Genomic DNA, 18352 nt, shown 5'->3' with positions numbered 1-18352 from the left:
CGGATGAACACGATCACTCGCACGATGTTTGCGGCCGGCCTGGCCGGCGCGCTGCTGCTGGCCGCCGGCGGCGCGCGCGCGCAGAGCATCGAGGACAAGCTGCGCAGCCAGTTGCGCTCGACCGTGCAGGAGCTGCGCCAGTTGCAGGACGGCCAGGCGCAGCTGCAGGCCGACAAGTCGGCCGCCGAGAAGCAACGCGACGATGCGCTCGCGCAGTTGAAGACGCTGCAGGGGCAGCTTGCGGCGGCGCGCGGCGATTCGGGCGTCGGGGCGGCCGCGAAGCGCGCGCTCGCGCAGGAGAAGGCCAGCCATGAGCAGGATGCGCAAGCGCTCGCGAAGGTCAAGTCGTCCTACGAGGACCTGCTCGCGGTGTCGCGTTCGCGCGATGCGCAGTACACGCAATTGCAGAAGGATGCCGTCGCGCGTGACACGCAACTGAAAACCTGCGAGGCACACAATGCGGAGCTGTATCGCGTGGGCCACGAGATTCTCGACGCGTACGAGCACGTCGGGCTCGGCACGTTTTTCTCGTCGCGACAGCCGTTCGCGCAGTCGGCGCGCGTGAAGTACGACGATCTCGCGCAGCGCTACGGCGATGCGCTGTATGCAGGCAAGTACGACCGGACCGCGCGTCCGGCTGTCGCGTCGCCGGCGTCCGCGGCTTCGGCGGGCGCCGCGGCCGCGGCGCAGTGAGCGCAGGGTGCGCGCGGATCACGCGCGCCGGGTTGAACCGATCGATTCGTTGAATACAAGGAATACGGACATGCAGGACAGCCATCTGAAGAACGCCGGCGACGAGCGCACGGCACACGACGCATTGCTCGAGACGATCAGCGCCGACCGGCTCGCCGACGTGCTGCGTGCCGCCGGCTATCGCGTGACGGCCGCCGAGCAGAACGGCGCGGTGCAGCTGATGAGCGCGAGCCAGGGGATCGGCTTCGCGGTGCGCTTCGGCAATCCGGCCGCCGGGCTTGTGCCGCAGGGTACCGAGCCTGGCGCGCTGCCGTACATCGACTACACGCTGTCGTGCGTGCTGCAGGTGCAGGGCGACCTGCCTGCCGAACTGGTCGCGAACTGGAATCGCACGAAGCGGTTCGCACGGCTCGCAAGCCACGGGCAGTTTCTCGCGCTGGAGATGGACGGGGTCGTTGCCGGTGGCGTGTCGGAGCGTCACCTGCGTTCGACGATCGAGCTGTGGGATCGGCTGATCCAGGAATTCCTGCTGCACCTGCGCAACCGTCCCGTGATGGCCGAGCAGGAAGCGGCGGCGCGTGCGGCGGCCGGTGACCCGGCGACCATCGAGGCCGCCCGCGAGACTGCCGCGCAGTCATGATCGCCGGCCGCCGGAGCGCCGGCCGCCGGATCGGCGCCGCGCTGCGCGCGCTGCTGCCGGGCAGTTGGCGGCCCGCTGCAGGCCCGCTGTCCGAGGAGGCGGCGCCGGGCGTGTGGTTTGCGTATGCGGAAGGTGTGGCACGGCGGCTGCAGGCGGCGTTCGACGGCGAGGACGCCGCCGCGTGCCGGTTGCGCGCGCACGTCGGGCGCTGGGCCGACCGGCTCGCCGATACGGGCGACGACGTGCCGGTGCTGCCGGTGCGCGCGTGGCTCGACCGGCGCGGGCACGTGACGCGGATCGACAGCGCGCCGGCGAGCGATCCGGCGGTGCACCACGAACGAATGACGCGCGCGTCGCACGATGGACGGCGTGCGCGAATCAAAAGCAATCGAGAGGGCAATCGAATCATGATGAAGAAGATGAACTTGCTGGCGATGGTGGCGGCCAGTCTCGTGCTGGGTACGCCGCTCGTCGCGCGCGCGCAGGACGACGTGATCGCGAACGCCGCGCAGGCGTCGGTCACGCAGGCCGATATCGCGGGGCTGCTGAAAGCGGTGAGCCCCGAAGGGCGCGAGCGGCTCGCGGCCGATCCGGCCGCGCTCGACCAGGTCGTGCGCTCGACGCTCGCGCAGAAGGCCGTGCTCGCCGAAGCAAAATCGAAGGGCTGGGACAAGCAGGCGCAGGTACAGCAGGCGATCGAGCAGGCGCAGCGCGACATCGTCGCGCGCAGCTACCTCGCGTCGGTGAGCGCGCCGCCGGCCGACTATCCGTCGGACGCCGAGATCCAGTCCACGTACGACAGGAATCGCGCCGCGTTCACTGCGCCGCGCGCGCTGCACGTCGCGCAGATCTACCTCGCGGTGCCGCCGAATGCGGATGCGGCCACCGTCGACAAGGCGCGCAAGCAGGCGGCCGATCTCGCGAACCGCGCGCGCGGCGGCGATTTCGCGGCGCTCGCGAAGGCGAACTCGCAGGACAAGGCCAGCGCCGCGAACGGCGGCGATCTCGGCTACGTGCCCGATGCGCTGATGCTGCCGGCCGTGCGCCAGGCGGCCGACGCGCTGAAGCCCGGCCAGGTGTCCGCGCCGGTCCAGACGCCGACGGGCTTCCACGTCGTGAAGCTGATCGACGTGCGCGCGGCCGCGCCGCGACCGCTGGCCGACGTGAAGGACCAGGTGCGTGCGACGCTGCGTGCGCAGCGCACGCAGCAGAATGCGCAGGCGTATCTCGCGAAGCTGGCCGCGAACGCGCCGATCAACGAAGACGCGCTGAAGAAAGCGCTCGCATCCGCCCGATAGGCGCGCCCATGGCCTCTGTCCGTTCGACGCCGCGCGTCGATGCGCCCGATGCGCGCACGCCGGGGCGGCGGCGCGCATCCGCCGCCGCCGATCGCCCGCGCATGCCGAAGGCGAACCCGTGGCCGGGCCGGCCCGGCGAGTGGCCGACGCACTGCCCACTGTGTTTCGGCGCACTGGAGCCGCTGCCCGGCACGGGCGGCTATGCGCGGCACCGCAGCGCGCGCTGCTCGGCGCAGTGCGTGCTGACCACGCGCCAGTACCAGCCGGACGAACTGGCGATCCGCGGCTCGCGCGACGCGCGGGTCGCGGCGCGCCATCGCGAGCGCTTCGTCGCGCAGTGGCCGCGTCATTACATGCTGATGCGGCGCACATGGCCCGCGCTCACGATCGAACGCTTCATCGCGGTGATCGCGTGCGTGGACGTCGCGGATCTCTGGTCGTACCGGATGCTGCGCGACGACGATCTGGCGGCCGTGCTGCTCGTGCTGGCCGGCTTCCTGCGCGTGCCCGACGCGCCGTCCGACGCGCCGTCCGACGCGCTCGCGCCGACGGTGCGCTGGGTCCGCTTCTGGTTCGATGCGAGCGTGCGCGACGTCGGCGATCTGTGGGCAGCCGGCGCCGAGGCGCCGCGGCTGTTTCGCGTCGACTATCGCGAACCGCTCGTCACGCCGTATCCGACCGGCACGCAGGTGCATGCGTGGCAGCCGGTCGACGGGATGCGCGACGCATGGGCGCGGCAGGCCGACGCGAACGAGCCGGTGGTCGACGCGGCCGATCGCGGGGCGTTCGTGCGTTTCCTGGCGCGGCCGTCGGCACGCGGGGCCGGCGCATGAACCGCGGTACGCGGGTGAACCCGGCACGGCGACGGGCGCTGCGCCGAAGGAGGCGCGAATGATGTGGCGATCAAACGGGATCGCGGTGCTCGCCTGCTTGCTGCTGGCGGTCGGTGCGCACGCGCAGGGCAATCGCGCGGCACCGGCGCAGCCGGGCTCGGGCACGAAGCCGGTGTGCGTCGACGCGGAGGTCGACGGCAAGCGCGCGCTGTCGTACGACTGCCTGAGCGACCAGTTGCAGCCGAAGGCCGACCCGCAGACGGGCGCGTCGCAGACCGATTCGGAGCGACTGTCGAAGCAGCCGTCGAACCGTCTCGGCACGTTCAACCTGTCGACCGAGCAGAACCGCTTCGGCACGAACTGGGGCAAGTCCGTGACGCCGCAGCGTCCCAATGCGCCGGTGGCCGTGCCGCCGAAGTGACGCACGTCCGCGGTTGACGACCGGTTGAGGGCAGGCATGAGCCGGTGGCGCACCGGCGCGAACCGACGAGGAGCAGCAACGTGAAATCGGGCAAGCACACCGGCCGCGTGGCGGCGCTCGCGGTCGGGTTCGCACTGACGCTCGGCGGCGCATGCGGCGCGGCGCGGGCCGCCGATCGCGCGACGCAGGCCGACGGCGCGCCGACGATCGCGCTGCCGAATTTCGCCGCGCTCGTCAGGCGCGTCGGGCCGGCCGTCGTCAACATCAGCGTCACGCGCGAAGTCACGCAGATGGGCATCCAGCTGCCGCCCGGCATCGGGCCCGACCATCCGCTCGCGCCGTTCCTTGCGCGCCGCGTGATCGGCAACCGCGAGGAGGTGAGCCTCGGCTCGGGCTTCATCGTCAGCGAAGACGGCGAGATTCTCACCAACCGGCACGTGGTTGGCGATGCGGCCACCGTCGACGTGAAGCTGACCGACAAGCGGCAGTTCAAGGGCCGCGTGATCGGCAGCGATCCGGTGTCGGACGTCGCGGTGATCCGCATCGACGCGCGCAACCTGCCGGTCGTCGCGACCGGCGATCCGGCGCGCACGGAAGTGGGCGACTGGGTGATGGCGATCGGCTCGCCGTACGGGTTCGCGAACACGGTCACGCAGGGCATCGTCAGCGCGAAGTCGCGCTCGCTGCCGGGCGAGCAGGCGATTCCGTTCATCCAGACCGACGTCCCGATCAATCCCGGCAATTCGGGCGGCCCGCTGTTCGACCTGAACGGCCGCGTGATCGCGATCAACTCGATGATCTTCTCGAAGACGGGCGGCTACCAGGGGCTCGCGTTCGCGATTCCGATCGACATCGCGCTCGACGTGAAGGACCAGCTGCTGCGCACCGGCAAGGTCACGCGCGGCCGGCTCGGCGTCGCGGTGCAGGAGGTCAGCCAGGCGCTCGCGCGCTCGTTCGGCCTCGCGAACCCGGATGGCGCGCTGATCACGATGATCGAGCCGGACGGCCCGGCCGCGAAGGCCGGGCTGCGGGCCGGCGACGTCGTGCTCGCGGTCGACGGCAAGCCGGTCGCCGAATCGTCCGACCTGCTCGGCACGATCGCCGGCATGCGTCCCGGGCGGCAGGCCGATCTGCTCGTGTGGCGCGCGGGCCGAGCGACGCACCTGAGCGCGACGGTCGGCGCGTTCGACAGCGGGTCGGCGTCGAGCGGCGGCGCGCAGGCGGCCGCGCGCTTCGGGCTCGCGTTGCGCGCGGCGACCGAGCAGGAGCGGCAGAAGCTCGGCGTGAGCCAGGCGCTCGTCGTCGAACAGGTGAGCGGCCAGGCGGCGCGCGCGGGCTTGCAGCCCGGCGACGTCGTGCTGTCGGTCAACGGCACGCCGGTCGCGAGCATCGGCGCGCTGATGACGGGGATCGAAGCCGCGCGCGGCAACGTCGCGCTGCTCGTGCAGCGCGGCGGCACGCGGCTGTATGTGCCGATCGAGATCGGATGAGTGGAGCCGGACGCATGGTGCGCGCGGGCGAGCAGGCAAAGGGAGACGTGATGAAGCGAAGGCTGGAATGGACGGTTTCCGGATGGCTGCGGACGCTCGCGTTCGTGTGCGTGCTGGCCGCGTGCGCGCCGGCCGTGGCGCAGACGGCCGACGTGCCGCAGCCGTGGATCAGCTATGCGCAGCTCGTCGGCCGCCAGTTCCAGGCATGGCTCGAAGCCGACGGCGAAGCGCCCGACCGGCTGCACCGGTATCTCGAGGAACGCGTGCTGAAGGCGAGCGCCGAGGCGCCGCCGCCCGCGATCGTCGTGCGGGCGTGGATCGGTCCGAACGGCGCCGTCACGCGCGTCGAGTTCGCGTCGCTCGGCGCGCCCGACGCGGATGCGACGCTGCGGCAACTGCTGACCGCGAACCCGCTGACCGAGCCGCCGCCGCCGGACATGCTGCAGCCGTTGCGGGTGCGTTTGCGGTTGACGCCGAACCCCGACGCGGCGGCGGCTGCGCCCGCGTCGGCGGGATCGGCGGCGCGCGCGCCGTGAGGTTGCCGGCGCGGCGCAAGCATCTGCATGCGACGAAGATGCGCGTCGTTCGCCGGTTCGCATGCGGGTGACGATGCGGATCGCTACCTGCGCCGCGAGGCGATTGCCGGTTCGCCCGCCGGCTGCGGGACGAATCGCTGCTTTCGCCGCATCCCGATTACCGGTATGCGTGCAGTGCGTCGCGGCCGTACTCGGATTGACCATTGCGTTGCTGCTCGCGCCAACCGCACAGGCAGACCCCGCCGCGCAACCCACCCCACTCGCGATCCGTCCGCAACCCGACGCCCGCACCCTCGACGTGAACGCCACCGGCATCTTCATCAACGATGCCGGCGACGTGTTGACCGCGCGTCACGCGGTCGCCGGATGCGGCAGCCTGTTCGTGATCAAGGATGCACGCGTCGCGCGGGCGCGGGTGCGGGTCGTCAGCCCGGAGCGCGATCTCGCGGTCGTCGGCAGCACGCTTCGCCCGTTGCTCGTCGCCGCGTTCGCACGCACGCCGCCCGGCGGCGGCGCGCAACCCGTATTCGCGGCCGGCTACGACGCGCTGCGCAAGATGCCCGATCGCGCGACCGCGGTTGTCAACGGGCTGACGCGTCCCGGCGCACGCGCCGATGCACTCACGCTGATGCTGGCCGCGACGAACGGCGCGAGCGGCGCGGCCGTGCTCGACCAGGCGGGGCGCGTGATCGGCGTCGTCACCGATCGCGCGGAGGTCGCGACCGGCGACTCGCGCGCGGTCGCGACGCGTACCGATGTCGCGCGCTACGTGATCGCGGTGCCCGTCGAACCGGTCAAGGCGTTCCTCGCGGCGAACGGCGTGCGCTACGACGAAACCGATGCGCCGCAGCTCGAGCCGCTGCAGCCGCATGCGGCGCGCGCGGCGACGCTCGAGGTGGGGATTCTGTGCGGCGAGTGACGGGCTGTCGTCATAAGATATGACGTTCGTGCGTTGGCGGGACGATGACGCTCCTTTCCCTCAAAAGGACCACCTCATGGAACTCACCCAACTGGGCGCGCATGTCGCGCAGTCCGGCATTGGCGAACGGCAGAAGCACGCGCAGGGATTGATGTACGGGATGGCCGACATCCTGGAATACGTGTCCGGCGGCGTCTGCTACGATGCCGCGGCCTTCGTCAGATACCTGCTGGCCGGGCACACGATCATCACGCCTGCCATGCTGCTCGACACGATCGGCCAGAACTGGCGGCCGCGCTTCAACTTCGCGGCCGGCACGCCGTGGGACGGGCAGAGCAGCATTCCGGCCGGCACCGCGGTCGGCTTCTCGCGCGGCGGCTCGGTCTTTCATGCGGCGATCTCGGTCGGCGGCAGCCGGATCCGGGGCATCAACGGCGGGCGCCTGGGGAGCGGCTGGATGTATGCGGTCGATCTCGCGCGCGCGTTGCCGCGCAACGACGACGGCACCTTCTCGTACGACCGGACGAGCATCCAGGTCCACCTGTCTCGCTTGTAACGGCGCACGCGTCGCCGCCATGCTGCGCCGCCGGACATGATCCGCGGCCGGCCCGACTCGAGCCGGCGCCGCGCATCCGGCGATTTCCGCATGGCGTCGCGCCGTCTATCGCTGGTATCCTCTCGATCGTGGATGACTATTCACTGGATCGGCGCGTGCGGCGTTCCGGCGATGCCCAAGACTGCGAAGCAGGGCGCGCGCTGGAGTAGCATGACTGAATATCCGCGGCGATCCACGACCCGTTTTGTGATTGATTTCCTTCCGTCCGTGTACCCATGGCCAAGACAACGATGAGCGGCGCACCCGACTCCGGCGCGACCGGCGACGACGAATCGTCCGGCGGCGCGTCGTCCTATCTCGTGCCGGGGCTCGAACGCGGGTTGCGGATACTCGCCGAATTCTCCGCGCGCGAGCCGGTGCTCGGCGCGCCCGAACTGTCGAAGCGCATCGGCATCCCGCGCACGACCACCTTCCGCCTGCTGCAGACGCTCGAAGCGCTCGGCTTTCTCGAGCGCGTGAACGGCGATCGCTACTTCCGGCTCGGCGTCGGCGTGCTGCGGCTCGGCTTCGAATATCTGAATTCGCTCGAACTGACCGATCTCGGCGCCCCCGTGCTCGAACGGCTGCGCGATGCGACGGGCCTGTCGACGCACCTGCTGATCCGCGACCAGCGCGATGTCGTGTTCGTCGCGAAGGCGCAGAGCAACACGTCGATGTTCGGTTCGGTGAAGGTGCACGTCGGCACGCGGCTGCCCGCGCATGCGACCGTGCACGGCCACGTGCTGATGGGCGACCTCACGCGCGACGCGCTGCGTCAGCTCTACCCGGAAAAGCGCCTCGAACAGTTCACCGAGCGCACGCCGGGCACCGTCGACGAGCTGTACGAGCGTGTGCGTCATTACGCGCGGCTCGGCTACGCGGTCAGCGAGGCCGCGTTCGAAAGCGGGATCTCGGCCGTGACCGCGCCCGTGCGCGACCATTCGGGCGGGATCGTCGCGGCGATCACGGCGACGGTGCCGCGCTCGGAAATCGGCGAGGCCGGCGAGAAGGAACGGCTCGTCGAAGCGGTGTGCGGCGCCGCGGTCGACCTGTCGCAGCGGCTGAACTACCGGCCGCTCGAAAGCGATCCGACGTTCGCGCATGCGCGCCACCGCGTCGCGATGTTCTGACCGGTCGAGCGCGCGCGCGTCGCGCGGTTTCGCCGACAACCCATGAAAAAGAGCAGCCCGCGGGCTGCTCTTTTCGATTCCGGCGTCGGGCGTGGTGCCCGGCATTGTTCAGAACGAGTGGTGAATCCCGGTCAGCACGATCACCTGGTTCGCGGTGCTCGATACACCGGCCGTGAAGAACGACGCATTCGCACCGCCCGAGCCGTGTTCGTATAGCACGTTCGCGTAGAGCTGCGTGCGCTTGGACAGCGCGTAGATGTCGCCGAGCTCGACCTGGGTCCAGCGGCGGCCGGCCAGCGTCGTCGTTGCCGCGCCGCCCGCGATCGTGTTGAACGCGCTGCTCTGGTAGTTCACGCCCGCGTCGTAGCTCTGGAACGTGTCGGAGTAGCCGTTCGACTGCATCTTCACGCGCGTGTACAGGCCGTGCACCAGGAAGCTGCCGAACCGGTACGACGCGCCCGCGCCGATGTTCTCCACCTTGTTCGCGATGTAGCCGTTCGCGGTGTTCTGCCCCTGGAACGATGCGATGCCCGTCTGGCTGATCAGGATCGAGCGGTCGTGCTCGTTCGAGTAGACGGCCGACGCCTTGAACGGCCCGTTCGCGTAGTTCAGCGCGACGCCGACCGACTTGCCGGTCGAGAAGTTCGTCGTGTTGCCGAGCGCCATCGTCGCGGCGGCCGAGAAGCCCGCGAAATCCGGCGAACGGTACTTGACCGAGTTGTTGTACGGCACGTTGCCGGTCGCGGCGAGCCCGTCGATGTTGCCCGGGTGGAACGCATACCAGCTCATCGCGAGGTAGGCCGTGCTGAGCGGATCGAGATAGTCGAACGTCAGCGGCGTCTGGCGGCCGAGCGTCAGCGTGCCGTAGCGATCCGAGCTGAGGCCGACGAACGCCGCGCGGTTCCAGATCGTGTTCGCGGTCGCGAGCTGGCCGTTGTTCGTATAGAAGCCGTTTTCGAGCTGGAAGATCGCCGACAGGCCGCCGCCGAGGTCTTCCTTGCCTTTCAGGCCCCACCGGTCGGGCTGCGTGTTGCCCTGGATCATCGCCCATTTCGCGTGACCGCCGACGTTGTTCACGTACGCGACGCCGGCATCCAGGCTGCCGTACAGCACCACGCTGCTCTGCGCCCATGCGCCCGACATGACGCCCATTCCGATGACTGCTGCTGCTACCGCATGCTTGACCATTTGATCTCCTGACTCTCCGAACCTGATGAAAGATGCCGCGACGGCAGACGCGGGGACGGCCGGCCATCACGCGTTCTTCACCACCGGGCGGGCATTTTAATGTTCCATATAAGGAACAACGTGCCTCTGATGGAATGGAGTATAGGGGCGCCGCGCATGTGGTCAAAAATAAATTTATCGGGACGGATGCGTCCGACGCCATCGCGCAACACGGGGGCGGGCATCTCGAAAAAACCACTTAAATCCCTGCCGTAAAACAAAAATATTCGTCATATCAGGGCTGCGACGACGCTCGCCGATCCTGCGGTCGGTGTTTTCCCTAGGACATGCAGCTTTTTGTTTTACTCGTGGAAAGTCGCTCCTATAATCACCATCCATAAACTGCTGTTCCGGATATGGAACAAATCCGGAGCGAACCCAGAGTCGATCAGAAGGAAGGGTGTGAGATGTCTGAACAATGGATTTGTGCCGGGCACGCCGGCGCGCTGTCGGAAGACATGCCGATCGAGTTCAAGCGGACCGACGGCGTCGAAATCGGGATCTACCGCGTAGGCGACGAGGTGTATGCGCTCGAGAACGTGTGCCCGCATGCATACGCGCTGCTGACGCAGGGCTTCGTTGACGAAGGCACCGTCGAATGCCCGCTGCACGAAGCCGTGTTCGACATCAAGACGGGCGAATGCCTGAAGGGCCCGGGCGGGCGCGCGCTGAAGCAGTACGCGGTGCGCCTGGCCGGTGAGGAAATCCAGATCAAGGTGGAATGACATGAAAGAAGCGACCGTCAACTTCAATCCCTTCCTGAAGCCGTGGGTGGCGCCGCAGCCGAACAACGTCGCGGGCAAGGGGCAGATCGAAATCCCGGGGCAGGTCGAGAACCGCGTGTGGCAGAACCGCAAGGCCGAGCCGACGCAGTACGAGAACGATCTCGGCGATGCGCTCGAACGCGTGTTCGAGAGCGGCGCGACCGAGCTGGACGACGTCGTCGCGGGCCTGAACCGCATCGGCTTCCGCGCGCCGGACGGCACGGTCTGGACGCCCGAGCGTTTCCGCGCCGAAATGGCCTCGCTGGCGGAATGAGCGCGCTTGCCGCGTGACCGCCGACCCGACGACAACCGCATCCGGAGCACACTGATGACGTCCCCCGCACAACACGAAGTCCAACACGACCCGGTCCGCGACTACCTCGATCGCGGCATCAAGAACTACTGGTATCCCGTCGCCCCGAGCTGGCAGGTGTCGAACGCGCCCGTCGGCCTCACGCGCCTGTCCGAGCAGATCGTGCTGTGGCGCGATCACGAAGGCAAAGTCCACGCGCTGGAAGATCGCTGCCCGCACCGCGGCGCGCGCCTGTCGCTCGGCTGGAACCTCGGCGGCAACATCGCGTGCTGGTATCACGGCATCGAAGTCGACGGCGGCGGCACGGTCAACCGTGTGCCGGCCGTGTCGAACTGTCCGCTCGAAGGCACGAAGTGCGTGAAGTCGTATCCGGTCGAAGAGAAGGCCGGCGCGATCTTCCTGTGGTTCGGCGACGAAGCGCACGGCGAGCCGGCGCCGCTGAACCTGCCGGAAGAACTGGTCGCCGACGAGTACGGCCACTTCCTGTGCGTGTCGAACTGGAAGTGCAATTACCAGTACGCGATCGACAACGTGATGGACCCGATGCACGGCGCGTATCTGCACGCGACGTCGCATTCGATGGCCGAAGGCGACAAGCAGGCCGACATGCGCGTGCGCAAGACGGAAACGGGCCTGATGTTCGAGAAGATCGGCCAGCGCGACGTGAACTTCGACTGGGTCGAGCTCGGCGAAACCGGCTGCCTGTGGATGCGCCTCGCGATTCCATACAAGCAGAAGTTCGGCCCGGGCGGCAACTTCGGGATCATCGGCTTCGCGACGCCGGTCGACGGCGACAACTGCCAGGTCTACTTCTGGCGTACCCGCAAGGTCAGCGGCTGGCAGCGCGACGTGTGGCGCTTCATGTACCGCAACCGCCTCGAGGGTCTGCACTGGGACGTGCTCGAGCAGGACCGCTACGTCCTCGAAAGCCTCGCGCCGCACGCACGCGATCACGAATACCTGTACCAGCACGACGTCGGCATCACGCGCGTGCGCCGGATGCTGCGCCAGCGCGCGCAGGAACACCTGGCCGCGCTCGACGCGCACCGCGCGGCGCACGCCGCGGCGGAGCCGGCACATGGCTGAGTTCGCACCGGTCGTGTCGCTGCCGGGGCGCCGCGTGCTCGTGACGGGCGGCGCGCGCGGTCTCGGCGCCGCGTTCGTGAAGGCGCTGGTCGAAGCGGGCGCGCAGGTCGCGTTCGGCGACGTGCTCGTCGAAGAGGGCCGCGCGCTGGCCGCGCGGCTCGCGCAAGCCGGCCATGCCGCGCATTTCTTCACGCTCGACCTGGCCGATCCGGCGAGCGTCGATGCGTTCGTCGCGCAGGGCGCCGCGGCGCTCGGCGGCATCGACGCGCTGATCAACAACGCGGCGATCACGAATTCGGGCGGCAAGCTGTCGGCGGAACTCGACGTGTCGACCTGGGATGCCGTGATGAACGTGAACGTGCGCGGCGTGTGGCTCGTCAGCAATGCGGCGCTGCCGCACCTCGCGAAGTCGGGCCGCGGCGCGATCGTGAACCTCGCATCGGATACCGCGCTGTGGGGCGCGCCGAAGCTGCTCGCGTACGTCGCCAGCAAGGGCGCCGTGATCGCGATGACGCATGCGCAGGCGCGCGAGTTCGGTGCGTACGGCGTGACGGTCAACGCGATCGCGCCGGGGCTCACCGAAGTCGAGGCGACGGCCTACGTGCCGGCCGAACGCCACGCGTTCTACATGCAGGGCCGCGCGCTCGCGCGTGCGCAGGTGCCGGAGGACGTGACGGGCCCGGTGCTGTTCCTGCTGTCGGACGGCGCGCGCTTCGTGACGGGCCAGCTGCTGCCGGTGAACGGCGGCTTCGTAATGAACTGAATTGAAGTTTTCACTCGGAATGAAGGAGAGGACGATGGCGGACGCAGATCTCGAACGCAAGTCGTGGGACCAGCCGGAAGAAGCAAGTTTCGGCGACTGGATGGAAGGGCGCGTCGCGCGCTACGCAACGCGGCGCTACGACTGGGACGCACTGAAGTTCCAGGCCGACTACGACCCGAAGTACCGTCGCGCGCAGATGCGCTACGTCGGCACGGGCGGCACGGGCGTCGCGAAGGACGTCAACACGGTGCCGGCCGGCAACTTCACGTTCTCGACGATGGTCATCCCGGCCGGCAACATCGGCCCGAGCCACATCCACATCGACGTCGAGGAAATCTTCTTCGTGCTGCGCGGCAAGATGAAGGTGATCTGCGAGCGCGATGGCGAGACCTGGGAAGCGATCCTCGGCGAACGCGACTTGATCTCGGTGCCGCCGGGCGTGTATCGCACGGAAATCAACATCGGCGAGGAAGATGCGCTGATGTGCGTGATGCTCGGTTCGCCGAAGCCCATCACGCCGACGTATCCGCCGGATTCGCCGCTCGCGAAGATCAAGCGCTGAGACGGAGCGGAGCCAGTAATGAGTGTCATCGACAAACGTGAACGCGACCGCACCGCGGCGTTCGCCACGCTGCTCGGGCAGTTTCCCGAGCAGCGCTGCGAGGCCGGCGCGGCGGGCACGATCGGCTACCGTGAGGCCGGCGCGCAGCATGCGGGCCGCGCGCTGCCCGTCGTGCTGCTGCACGGGATCGGCTCGGGCGCCGCATCGTGGGTGCGCCAGCTCGACACGCTCGGCGCGTCGCGGCGCGTGCTTGCGTGGGATGCGCCGGGCTACGGCGTATCGACGCCCGTGCACGGCGCATCGCCGGCGGCCGCCGATTACGCGGCGTCGCTGAACGCGTGGCTCGAGGCACTCGGTATCGAACGCTGCGTGCTGGTCGGGCATTCGCTCGGCGCGATCATCGCGGGCGGCTTGTCCCGCGCGGTGCCCGCGCGGATCGCCGGCCTGCTGCTGATTTCGCCCGCGGGCGGCTACGGCAGCGCGCCCGCCGAAACGCGCGACACGCGCCGCGACGCGCGCCTCGCGATGCTCGAGGAGCTCGGCCCGGCCGGGCTCGCCGAGCAGCGCAGCGGCAACATGCTGTCCGGTTTCGCGAGCGACGAAGCGCGGGCATGGGTGCGCTGGAACATGGCGCGCATCGTGCCGGCCGGCTATGCGCAGGCCACGCATCTGCTCGCGAACGCCGATCTCGCGTCCGATCTCGCCGGCTTTCGCGGCCGCACGGCGGTGGCGGTCGGCGCGAACGACGCGATCACGCCGCCGGCTGCCTGCGAGCGCATCGCCGCGGCCGCGCACGTCGGGCTGCAGGTGATTCCGCAGGCCGGTCATGCCGGTTACGTGGAAGCGCCGGCAGTGTATTCGTCGCTGATCGACGGCTTCTGCCGCCAATGCGATCGTCAACGGGGGCTGGAATGAGCGAACCGTTGCAACAACAGGACGCGGAAAACGCGAAGGCCGAGGCCAACTACGTGGTGCCGGGCCTCGAACGCGGGCTGCGGATCCTCGCCGAATTCTCGCCGCGCGAGCCGGTGCTCGGCGCGCCGGAGCTGTCGAAGCGCCTTGGCATTCCGCGCACGACGGTGTTCCGTCTGCTGCAGACGCTCGAATCGCTCGGCTTCCTCGAGCGCGCGGACAAGGATCGCAATTACAAGCTCGGGATCGCCGTGCTGCGGCTCGGCTTCGAATACCTGAGCTCGCTGGAGCTGACCGATCTCGGCCTGCCGGTGATCGAGAGCCTGCGCGACGCAACCGGCTTCACGACGCACATCGTGATCCGCGACGGCCGCGACGTGGTGTTCGTCGCGAAAGCGCAGAGCCAGTCGCCGGTGTTCAGCTCGATTCGCGTGAACGTCGGCACGCGGCTGCCCGCGCATGCCACGACCCACGGCCACGTGCTGATGGGCGACCTGTCGCTGACGGAGCTGCGTGCGCTGTATCCGGAAGGCGCGCTGAACCGGATGACGAGCGCGACGCCGGAAACGGTCGACGCGCTGTACGAAGTGATCCGCGAGGATGCGCTGCGCGGCTACGGCGTCAGCAATTCGTCGTTCGAGCGCGGGATCTCGGTGGTCACGGCGCCCGTGCGCAACGACACGCAGAGGATCGTCGCGTGCATCACGGTGACGGTGCCGCGCCCGGAGATCGACGCGTCGCTGATCGCCGACGGGCTGATCGACAAGGTGCAGCGCGCGGCGGCGGAATTGTCGCGGCGGCTCAATTACCGCTCGGATGACGAGCACACGTTTCTGAAGGCTTTAGGACTCCGATGATTCAGATCGATCTGACCGGGCAGGTGGCGGTGGTGACGGGCGGTTCGTCCGGCATCGGCCTCGCGACTGCCGAACGGTTCCTGCAGGCTGGCGCATCGGTCGCGATTTGCGGCCGCGACGGCGAACGCCTCGCACGCGCGCAAGCGCTGCTCGGCGAAAAATATCCGGGCGCGCAACTGCTTGCCGTGCGCTGCAACGTGCTCGACGAAGCCGACGTGGCCGCGTTCGCGCAGGCCGTGTCCGACCGCTTCGGCCACGCCGACATGCTGGTCAACAACGCCGGCCAGGGTCGCGTGTCGACCTTCGCCGACACGACCGACGACGCATGGCGCGAAGAGCTCGAACTGAAGTACTTCAGCATCATCCGCCCGACGCGTGCGTTCCTGCCGCTGCTGCGCGATGCGGCCGCGCCGTCGATCACCTGCGTGAACTCGCTGCTCGCGCTGCAGCCCGAGCCGCACATGGTCGCGACGTCGTCGGCGCGCGCGGGCGTGCTGAGCCTCGTGAAGTCGCTCGCGACCGAACTGGCGCCGCAACGCATCCGCGTGAACTCGATCCTGATCGGCATCGTCGAGTCGGGTCAGTGGCGCCGCCGCTACGAAGCACAGGCGCAGGCCGGCGAAAGCTGGGAAGACTGGACGGGCGCGCTCGCCCGCAAGAAGAACATTCCGCTGAACCGCTTCGGCAAGCCCGACGAGGCTGCCTGGGCCCTTTTTTATCTTGCAACGCATCTGTCGTCCTATACGACGGGCAGCCATATCGACGTTTCTGGAGGTTTTGCACGCCATGTCTAAAAAAACCACGGTTGGCGAGCTGATTGCCGCCTTTCTCGAGCAGTGCGACGTCAAAACCGCATTCGGTGTCATCTCGATCCACAACATGCCGATCCTCGACGCGATCAACTCGCGCGGCAACATCCGTTATGTCGGCGCGCGCGGTGAAGCGGGCGCGGTGAACATGGCCGACGGCCTGGCCCGCGTGTCGGGCGGCCTGGGCGTCGCGTTCACGAGCACGGGCACGGCGGCGGGCAACGCAGCCGGCGCGATGGTCGAAGCGCTGACGGCCGGCACCGCGCTCTTGCACATCACGGGGCAGATCGAGACGCCGTACCTCGACCAGGACCTGGCATACATCCACGAAGCGCCCGATCAACTGACGATGCTCGACGCGATCTCGAAGGCCGCGTTCCGCGTGCGCACGGTCGAAACCGTGCTGCCGACGATCCGCGAAGCGGTGCGCATCGCGCAGACCGCGCCGACGGGGCCCGTGTCGGTCGAGATTCCGATCGACATCCAGGCGGCCGAAATCGAATGGCCGGAAGACCTCGCACCGGCGCATGTCGCGGTGCGCGAGCATGACGATGCCCGCGTCGCGAAGCTCGCCGACGCACTGGCGGCCAAGCGCCGTCCGCTGCTGTGGCTCGGCGGCGGCGCGCGTCATGCGCGTGCGGAAGTCGAACGCCTGGTGAAGCTCGGCTTCGGTGTCGTGACGAGCGTGCAGGGCCGCGGCGTGCTGCCGGAAGATCACCCGGCGACGCTCGGCGCGTTCAACGTGCATGCGTCGGTCGAAGCGTTCTACAAGACCTGCGACGCACTCGTCGTGGTCGGCTCGCGCCTGCGCGGCAACGAGACGCTGAAGTACAAGCTCGCGCTGCCGCAGCCGCTGTTCCGCGTCGACGCCGACGCGCTCGCCGACAACCGCGGCTATCGCAACGAGCTGTTCGTGCACGGCGATTCGAAGCGCGTGCTGGCCGAGCTGGCCGACCGCCTCGAAGGCCGTCTGTCCGTCGATCCGGAATTCGCCGCCGATCTCGCCGCTGCGCGCGAGCAGGCCGTCGCCAGCGTGGCGGAGGGCCTCGGCCCGTACAAGACGCTCGTCGACACGCTGCAGGGCGCGGTGGGCCGCGACTACAACTGGGTGCGCGACGTGACGATCTCGAACAGCACGTGGGGCAACCGCCTGCTGAAGATCTTCGAGCCGCGCGCGGGCGTGCATGCGCTGGGCGGCGGCATCGGCCAGGGCATCCAGATGGGCATCGGCGCGGCGCTGGCCGGTTCGGCGGCGAAGACGGTGTGCCTCGTCGGCGACGGCGGCCTGATGGTCAACGTCGGCGAACTGGTGACGGCCGTGCAGGAAAACGCGAACGTGATGATCGTGCTGATGAACGACCAGTGCTACGGCGTGATCCGCAACATCCAGGACGCGCAGTATGGCGGCCGCCGCTGCTTCGTACAGCTGCACCAGCCCGATTTCGCGCAGTTCTGCGCGAGCTTCGGCCTCACGCACTACCGGATCACGTCGCTCGACCAGGCGGAAGCGATCGTGCGCGAAGGGATCGCGAAGGAAGGGCCGGTGATGGTCGAAGTCGACATGCTGTCGGTCGGCGCGTTCGCATCGAACTTCGCGGGCCCGCCGGTCAAGAAGGACGAAACGCCGTCGGAGCGGCAATATGCTTAACGGACGCCATCCGGGCCACGGACACGGGCATGCGCCCGTCGACGTCGCGATGATCGGCTTCGGCGCGATCGGCGCCGCGGTGTATCACGCGGTCGAGCACGATGCGTCGCTGCGGGTCGCGCACGTGATCGTGCCCGAGCACCAGCGCGCCGCGGTGCAGGACGAACTCGGCGGTGCGGTGGAGGTCGTGTCGTCGGTCGACGCGCTGGCCCGCCGCCCCGAGTTCGCGCTCGAATGCGCGGGTCACAGCGCGCTCGTCGATCACGTCGTGCCGCTGCTGAAGGCCGGCACCGACTGCGCGGTCGCTTCGATCGGCGCGTTGTCCGATCTCGCGCTGCTCGACGTGCTGTCGCAGGCCGCCGACGAGGGCGACGCGACGCTCACGCTGCTGTCCGGCGCGATCGGCGGGATCGACGCGCTGGCGTCGGCGAAGCAGGGCGGCCTCGACGAGGTGCTGTACGTCGGCCGCAAGCCGCCGCTCGGCTGGCTCGGCACGCCGGCCGAGGCGCTGTGCGACCTGCGCGCGATGACCGAAGAGAAGGTGATCTTCGAAGGCACCGCGCGCGATGCCGCGCGGCTGTATCCGAAGAATGCGAACGTCGCGGCAACCGTCGCGCTCGCGGGCCTCGGCCTCGATGCGACGCGCGTGCGCCTGATCGCCGATCCGGCGGTCGCGCGCAACGTGCACCGCATCACCGCGCGCGGCGCGTTCGGCGAGATGTCGCTCGAAATGAGCGGCAAGCCGTTGCCCGACAACCCGAAGACATCCGCGTTGACCGCGTACAGCGCGATCCGCGCGCTGCGCAATCGCGCGGCCCGCTGCGTGATCTGAGCGGACCTTCGGGCCATTGAGCGC

General features: G+C 69.0%; 21 protein-coding genes. 20 read left to right on the top strand and 1 reads right to left on the bottom strand.

The features are described from left to right. Positions 1–3 precede the first annotated feature (3 nt). From BME24068_RS08810 to BME24068_RS08760, 10 genes are all read left to right on the top strand, one after another. Positions 4–693: a hypothetical protein gene (locus BME24068_RS08810; RefSeq protein ID WP_174925813.1), complete on the top strand. Its 690-nt coding sequence runs from the start codon at positions 4–6 to the stop codon at positions 691–693. A gap of 70 nt (positions 694–763) precedes the next feature. Beyond that, the gene (locus tag BME24068_RS08805; RefSeq protein WP_174925812.1) at positions 764–1333 is read left to right on the top strand and encodes a YbjN domain-containing protein; all 570 of its coding nucleotides are present in this window, start codon (positions 764–766) and stop codon (positions 1331–1333) included. A gap of 407 nt (positions 1334–1740) precedes the next feature. Next, positions 1741–2631 (top strand): peptidylprolyl isomerase, encoded by an 891-nt coding sequence (locus BME24068_RS08795; RefSeq protein WP_174925937.1) that lies wholly within the window; start codon positions 1741–1743, stop codon positions 2629–2631. 8 nt (positions 2632–2639) lie between these two features. Beyond that, a complete protein-coding gene (locus tag BME24068_RS08790) occupies positions 2640–3464 on the top strand; it encodes a hypothetical protein (RefSeq protein ID WP_096501152.1) in 825 nt (274 codons plus the stop codon). Between the two features lie 58 nt (positions 3465–3522). After that, positions 3523–3885, top strand: coding sequence for a hypothetical protein (locus BME24068_RS08785; protein ID WP_239008108.1), 363 nt, complete (start codon positions 3523–3525; stop codon positions 3883–3885). 80 nt (positions 3886–3965) lie between these two features. Next, positions 3966–5375, top strand: a complete 1410-nt coding sequence (locus BME24068_RS08780) for a Do family serine endopeptidase (protein WP_096501513.1) — start codon at positions 3966–3968, stop codon at positions 5373–5375. A 50-nt stretch (positions 5376–5425) separates the two neighbouring features. Then, positions 5426–5911 (top strand): hypothetical protein, encoded by a 486-nt coding sequence (locus BME24068_RS08775; protein WP_096501511.1) that lies wholly within the window; start codon positions 5426–5428, stop codon positions 5909–5911. A 196-nt stretch (positions 5912–6107) separates the two neighbouring features. Next, positions 6108–6830 (top strand): S1 family peptidase, encoded by a 723-nt coding sequence (locus BME24068_RS08770; RefSeq protein ID WP_174925811.1) that lies wholly within the window; start codon positions 6108–6110, stop codon positions 6828–6830. Between the two features lie 76 nt (positions 6831–6906). Beyond that, positions 6907–7386, top strand: coding sequence for a type 6 secretion system effector deamidase TecA (gene tecA, locus BME24068_RS08765; RefSeq protein ID WP_096501148.1), 480 nt, complete (start codon positions 6907–6909; stop codon positions 7384–7386). A 275-nt stretch (positions 7387–7661) separates the two neighbouring features. Continuing rightward, positions 7662–8555, top strand: a complete 894-nt coding sequence (locus BME24068_RS08760; protein ID WP_096501146.1) for an IclR family transcriptional regulator — start codon at positions 7662–7664, stop codon at positions 8553–8555. 108 nt (positions 8556–8663) lie between these two features. Here the strand turns inward: BME24068_RS08760 and BME24068_RS08755 are convergent, their stop codons facing one another. Beyond that, a complete protein-coding gene (locus tag BME24068_RS08755; RefSeq protein WP_096501144.1) occupies positions 8664–9743 on the bottom strand; it encodes a porin in 1080 nt (359 codons plus the stop codon). A gap of 446 nt (positions 9744–10189) precedes the next feature. Between BME24068_RS08755 and BME24068_RS08750 the strand changes: the two genes are divergently transcribed. The 10 genes from BME24068_RS08750 to BME24068_RS08705 are packed head-to-tail and all read left to right on the top strand — an operon-like array spanning position 10190 to position 18328. Next, a complete protein-coding gene (locus BME24068_RS08750; RefSeq protein ID WP_124614162.1) occupies positions 10190–10507 on the top strand; it encodes a non-heme iron oxygenase ferredoxin subunit in 318 nt (105 codons plus the stop codon). A 1-nt stretch (position 10508) separates the two neighbouring features. Further along, a complete protein-coding gene (locus tag BME24068_RS08745) occupies positions 10509–10820 on the top strand; it encodes a recombinase-like helix-turn-helix domain-containing protein (protein WP_096501142.1) in 312 nt (103 codons plus the stop codon). Between the two features lie 54 nt (positions 10821–10874). Next, positions 10875–11945, top strand: coding sequence for an aromatic ring-hydroxylating dioxygenase subunit alpha (locus BME24068_RS08740; protein ID WP_096501140.1), 1071 nt, complete (start codon positions 10875–10877; stop codon positions 11943–11945). Continuing rightward, on the top strand, positions 11938–12708 hold the full coding sequence (locus BME24068_RS08735; protein ID WP_174925810.1) for an SDR family oxidoreductase: 771 nt from the start codon (positions 11938–11940) through the stop codon (positions 12706–12708). The genes BME24068_RS08740 and BME24068_RS08735 overlap by 8 nt, the downstream gene beginning before the upstream one ends. 34 nt (positions 12709–12742) lie before the next feature. After that, positions 12743–13270, top strand: coding sequence for a cupin domain-containing protein (locus BME24068_RS08730; protein ID WP_174925809.1), 528 nt, complete (start codon positions 12743–12745; stop codon positions 13268–13270). Positions 13271–13288: 18 nt separating this feature from the next. Beyond that, on the top strand, positions 13289–14185 hold the full coding sequence (locus tag BME24068_RS08725) for an alpha/beta fold hydrolase (protein ID WP_174925808.1): 897 nt from the start codon (positions 13289–13291) through the stop codon (positions 14183–14185). After that, on the top strand, positions 14182–15039 hold the full coding sequence (locus tag BME24068_RS08720) for an IclR family transcriptional regulator (RefSeq protein WP_174925807.1): 858 nt from the start codon (positions 14182–14184) through the stop codon (positions 15037–15039). The genes BME24068_RS08725 and BME24068_RS08720 overlap by 4 nt, the downstream gene beginning before the upstream one ends. Continuing rightward, the gene (locus BME24068_RS08715) at positions 15036–15833 is read left to right on the top strand and encodes an SDR family oxidoreductase (RefSeq protein ID WP_174925806.1); all 798 of its coding nucleotides are present in this window, start codon (positions 15036–15038) and stop codon (positions 15831–15833) included. Before BME24068_RS08720 ends, BME24068_RS08715 begins: the two co-directional genes overlap by 4 nt. Further along, positions 15826–17496 carry a thiamine pyrophosphate-binding protein gene (locus tag BME24068_RS08710; RefSeq protein WP_174925805.1) on the top strand — a complete coding sequence of 557 codons (1671 nt, stop codon included), beginning with the start codon at positions 15826–15828 and terminating at the stop codon, positions 17494–17496. Before BME24068_RS08715 ends, BME24068_RS08710 begins: the two co-directional genes overlap by 8 nt. Next, the gene (locus tag BME24068_RS08705; protein WP_096501126.1) at positions 17489–18328 is read left to right on the top strand and encodes an aspartate dehydrogenase; all 840 of its coding nucleotides are present in this window, start codon (positions 17489–17491) and stop codon (positions 18326–18328) included. The genes BME24068_RS08710 and BME24068_RS08705 overlap by 8 nt, the downstream gene beginning before the upstream one ends. Positions 18329–18352 lie beyond the last annotated feature (24 nt).

The sequence above is a fragment of the Burkholderia anthina genome, assembly GCF_902498995.1.
GTDB lineage: Bacteria > Pseudomonadota > Gammaproteobacteria > Burkholderiales > Burkholderiaceae > Burkholderia > Burkholderia anthina.
This window is presented reverse-complemented; position numbering and strand designations above follow the sequence as displayed.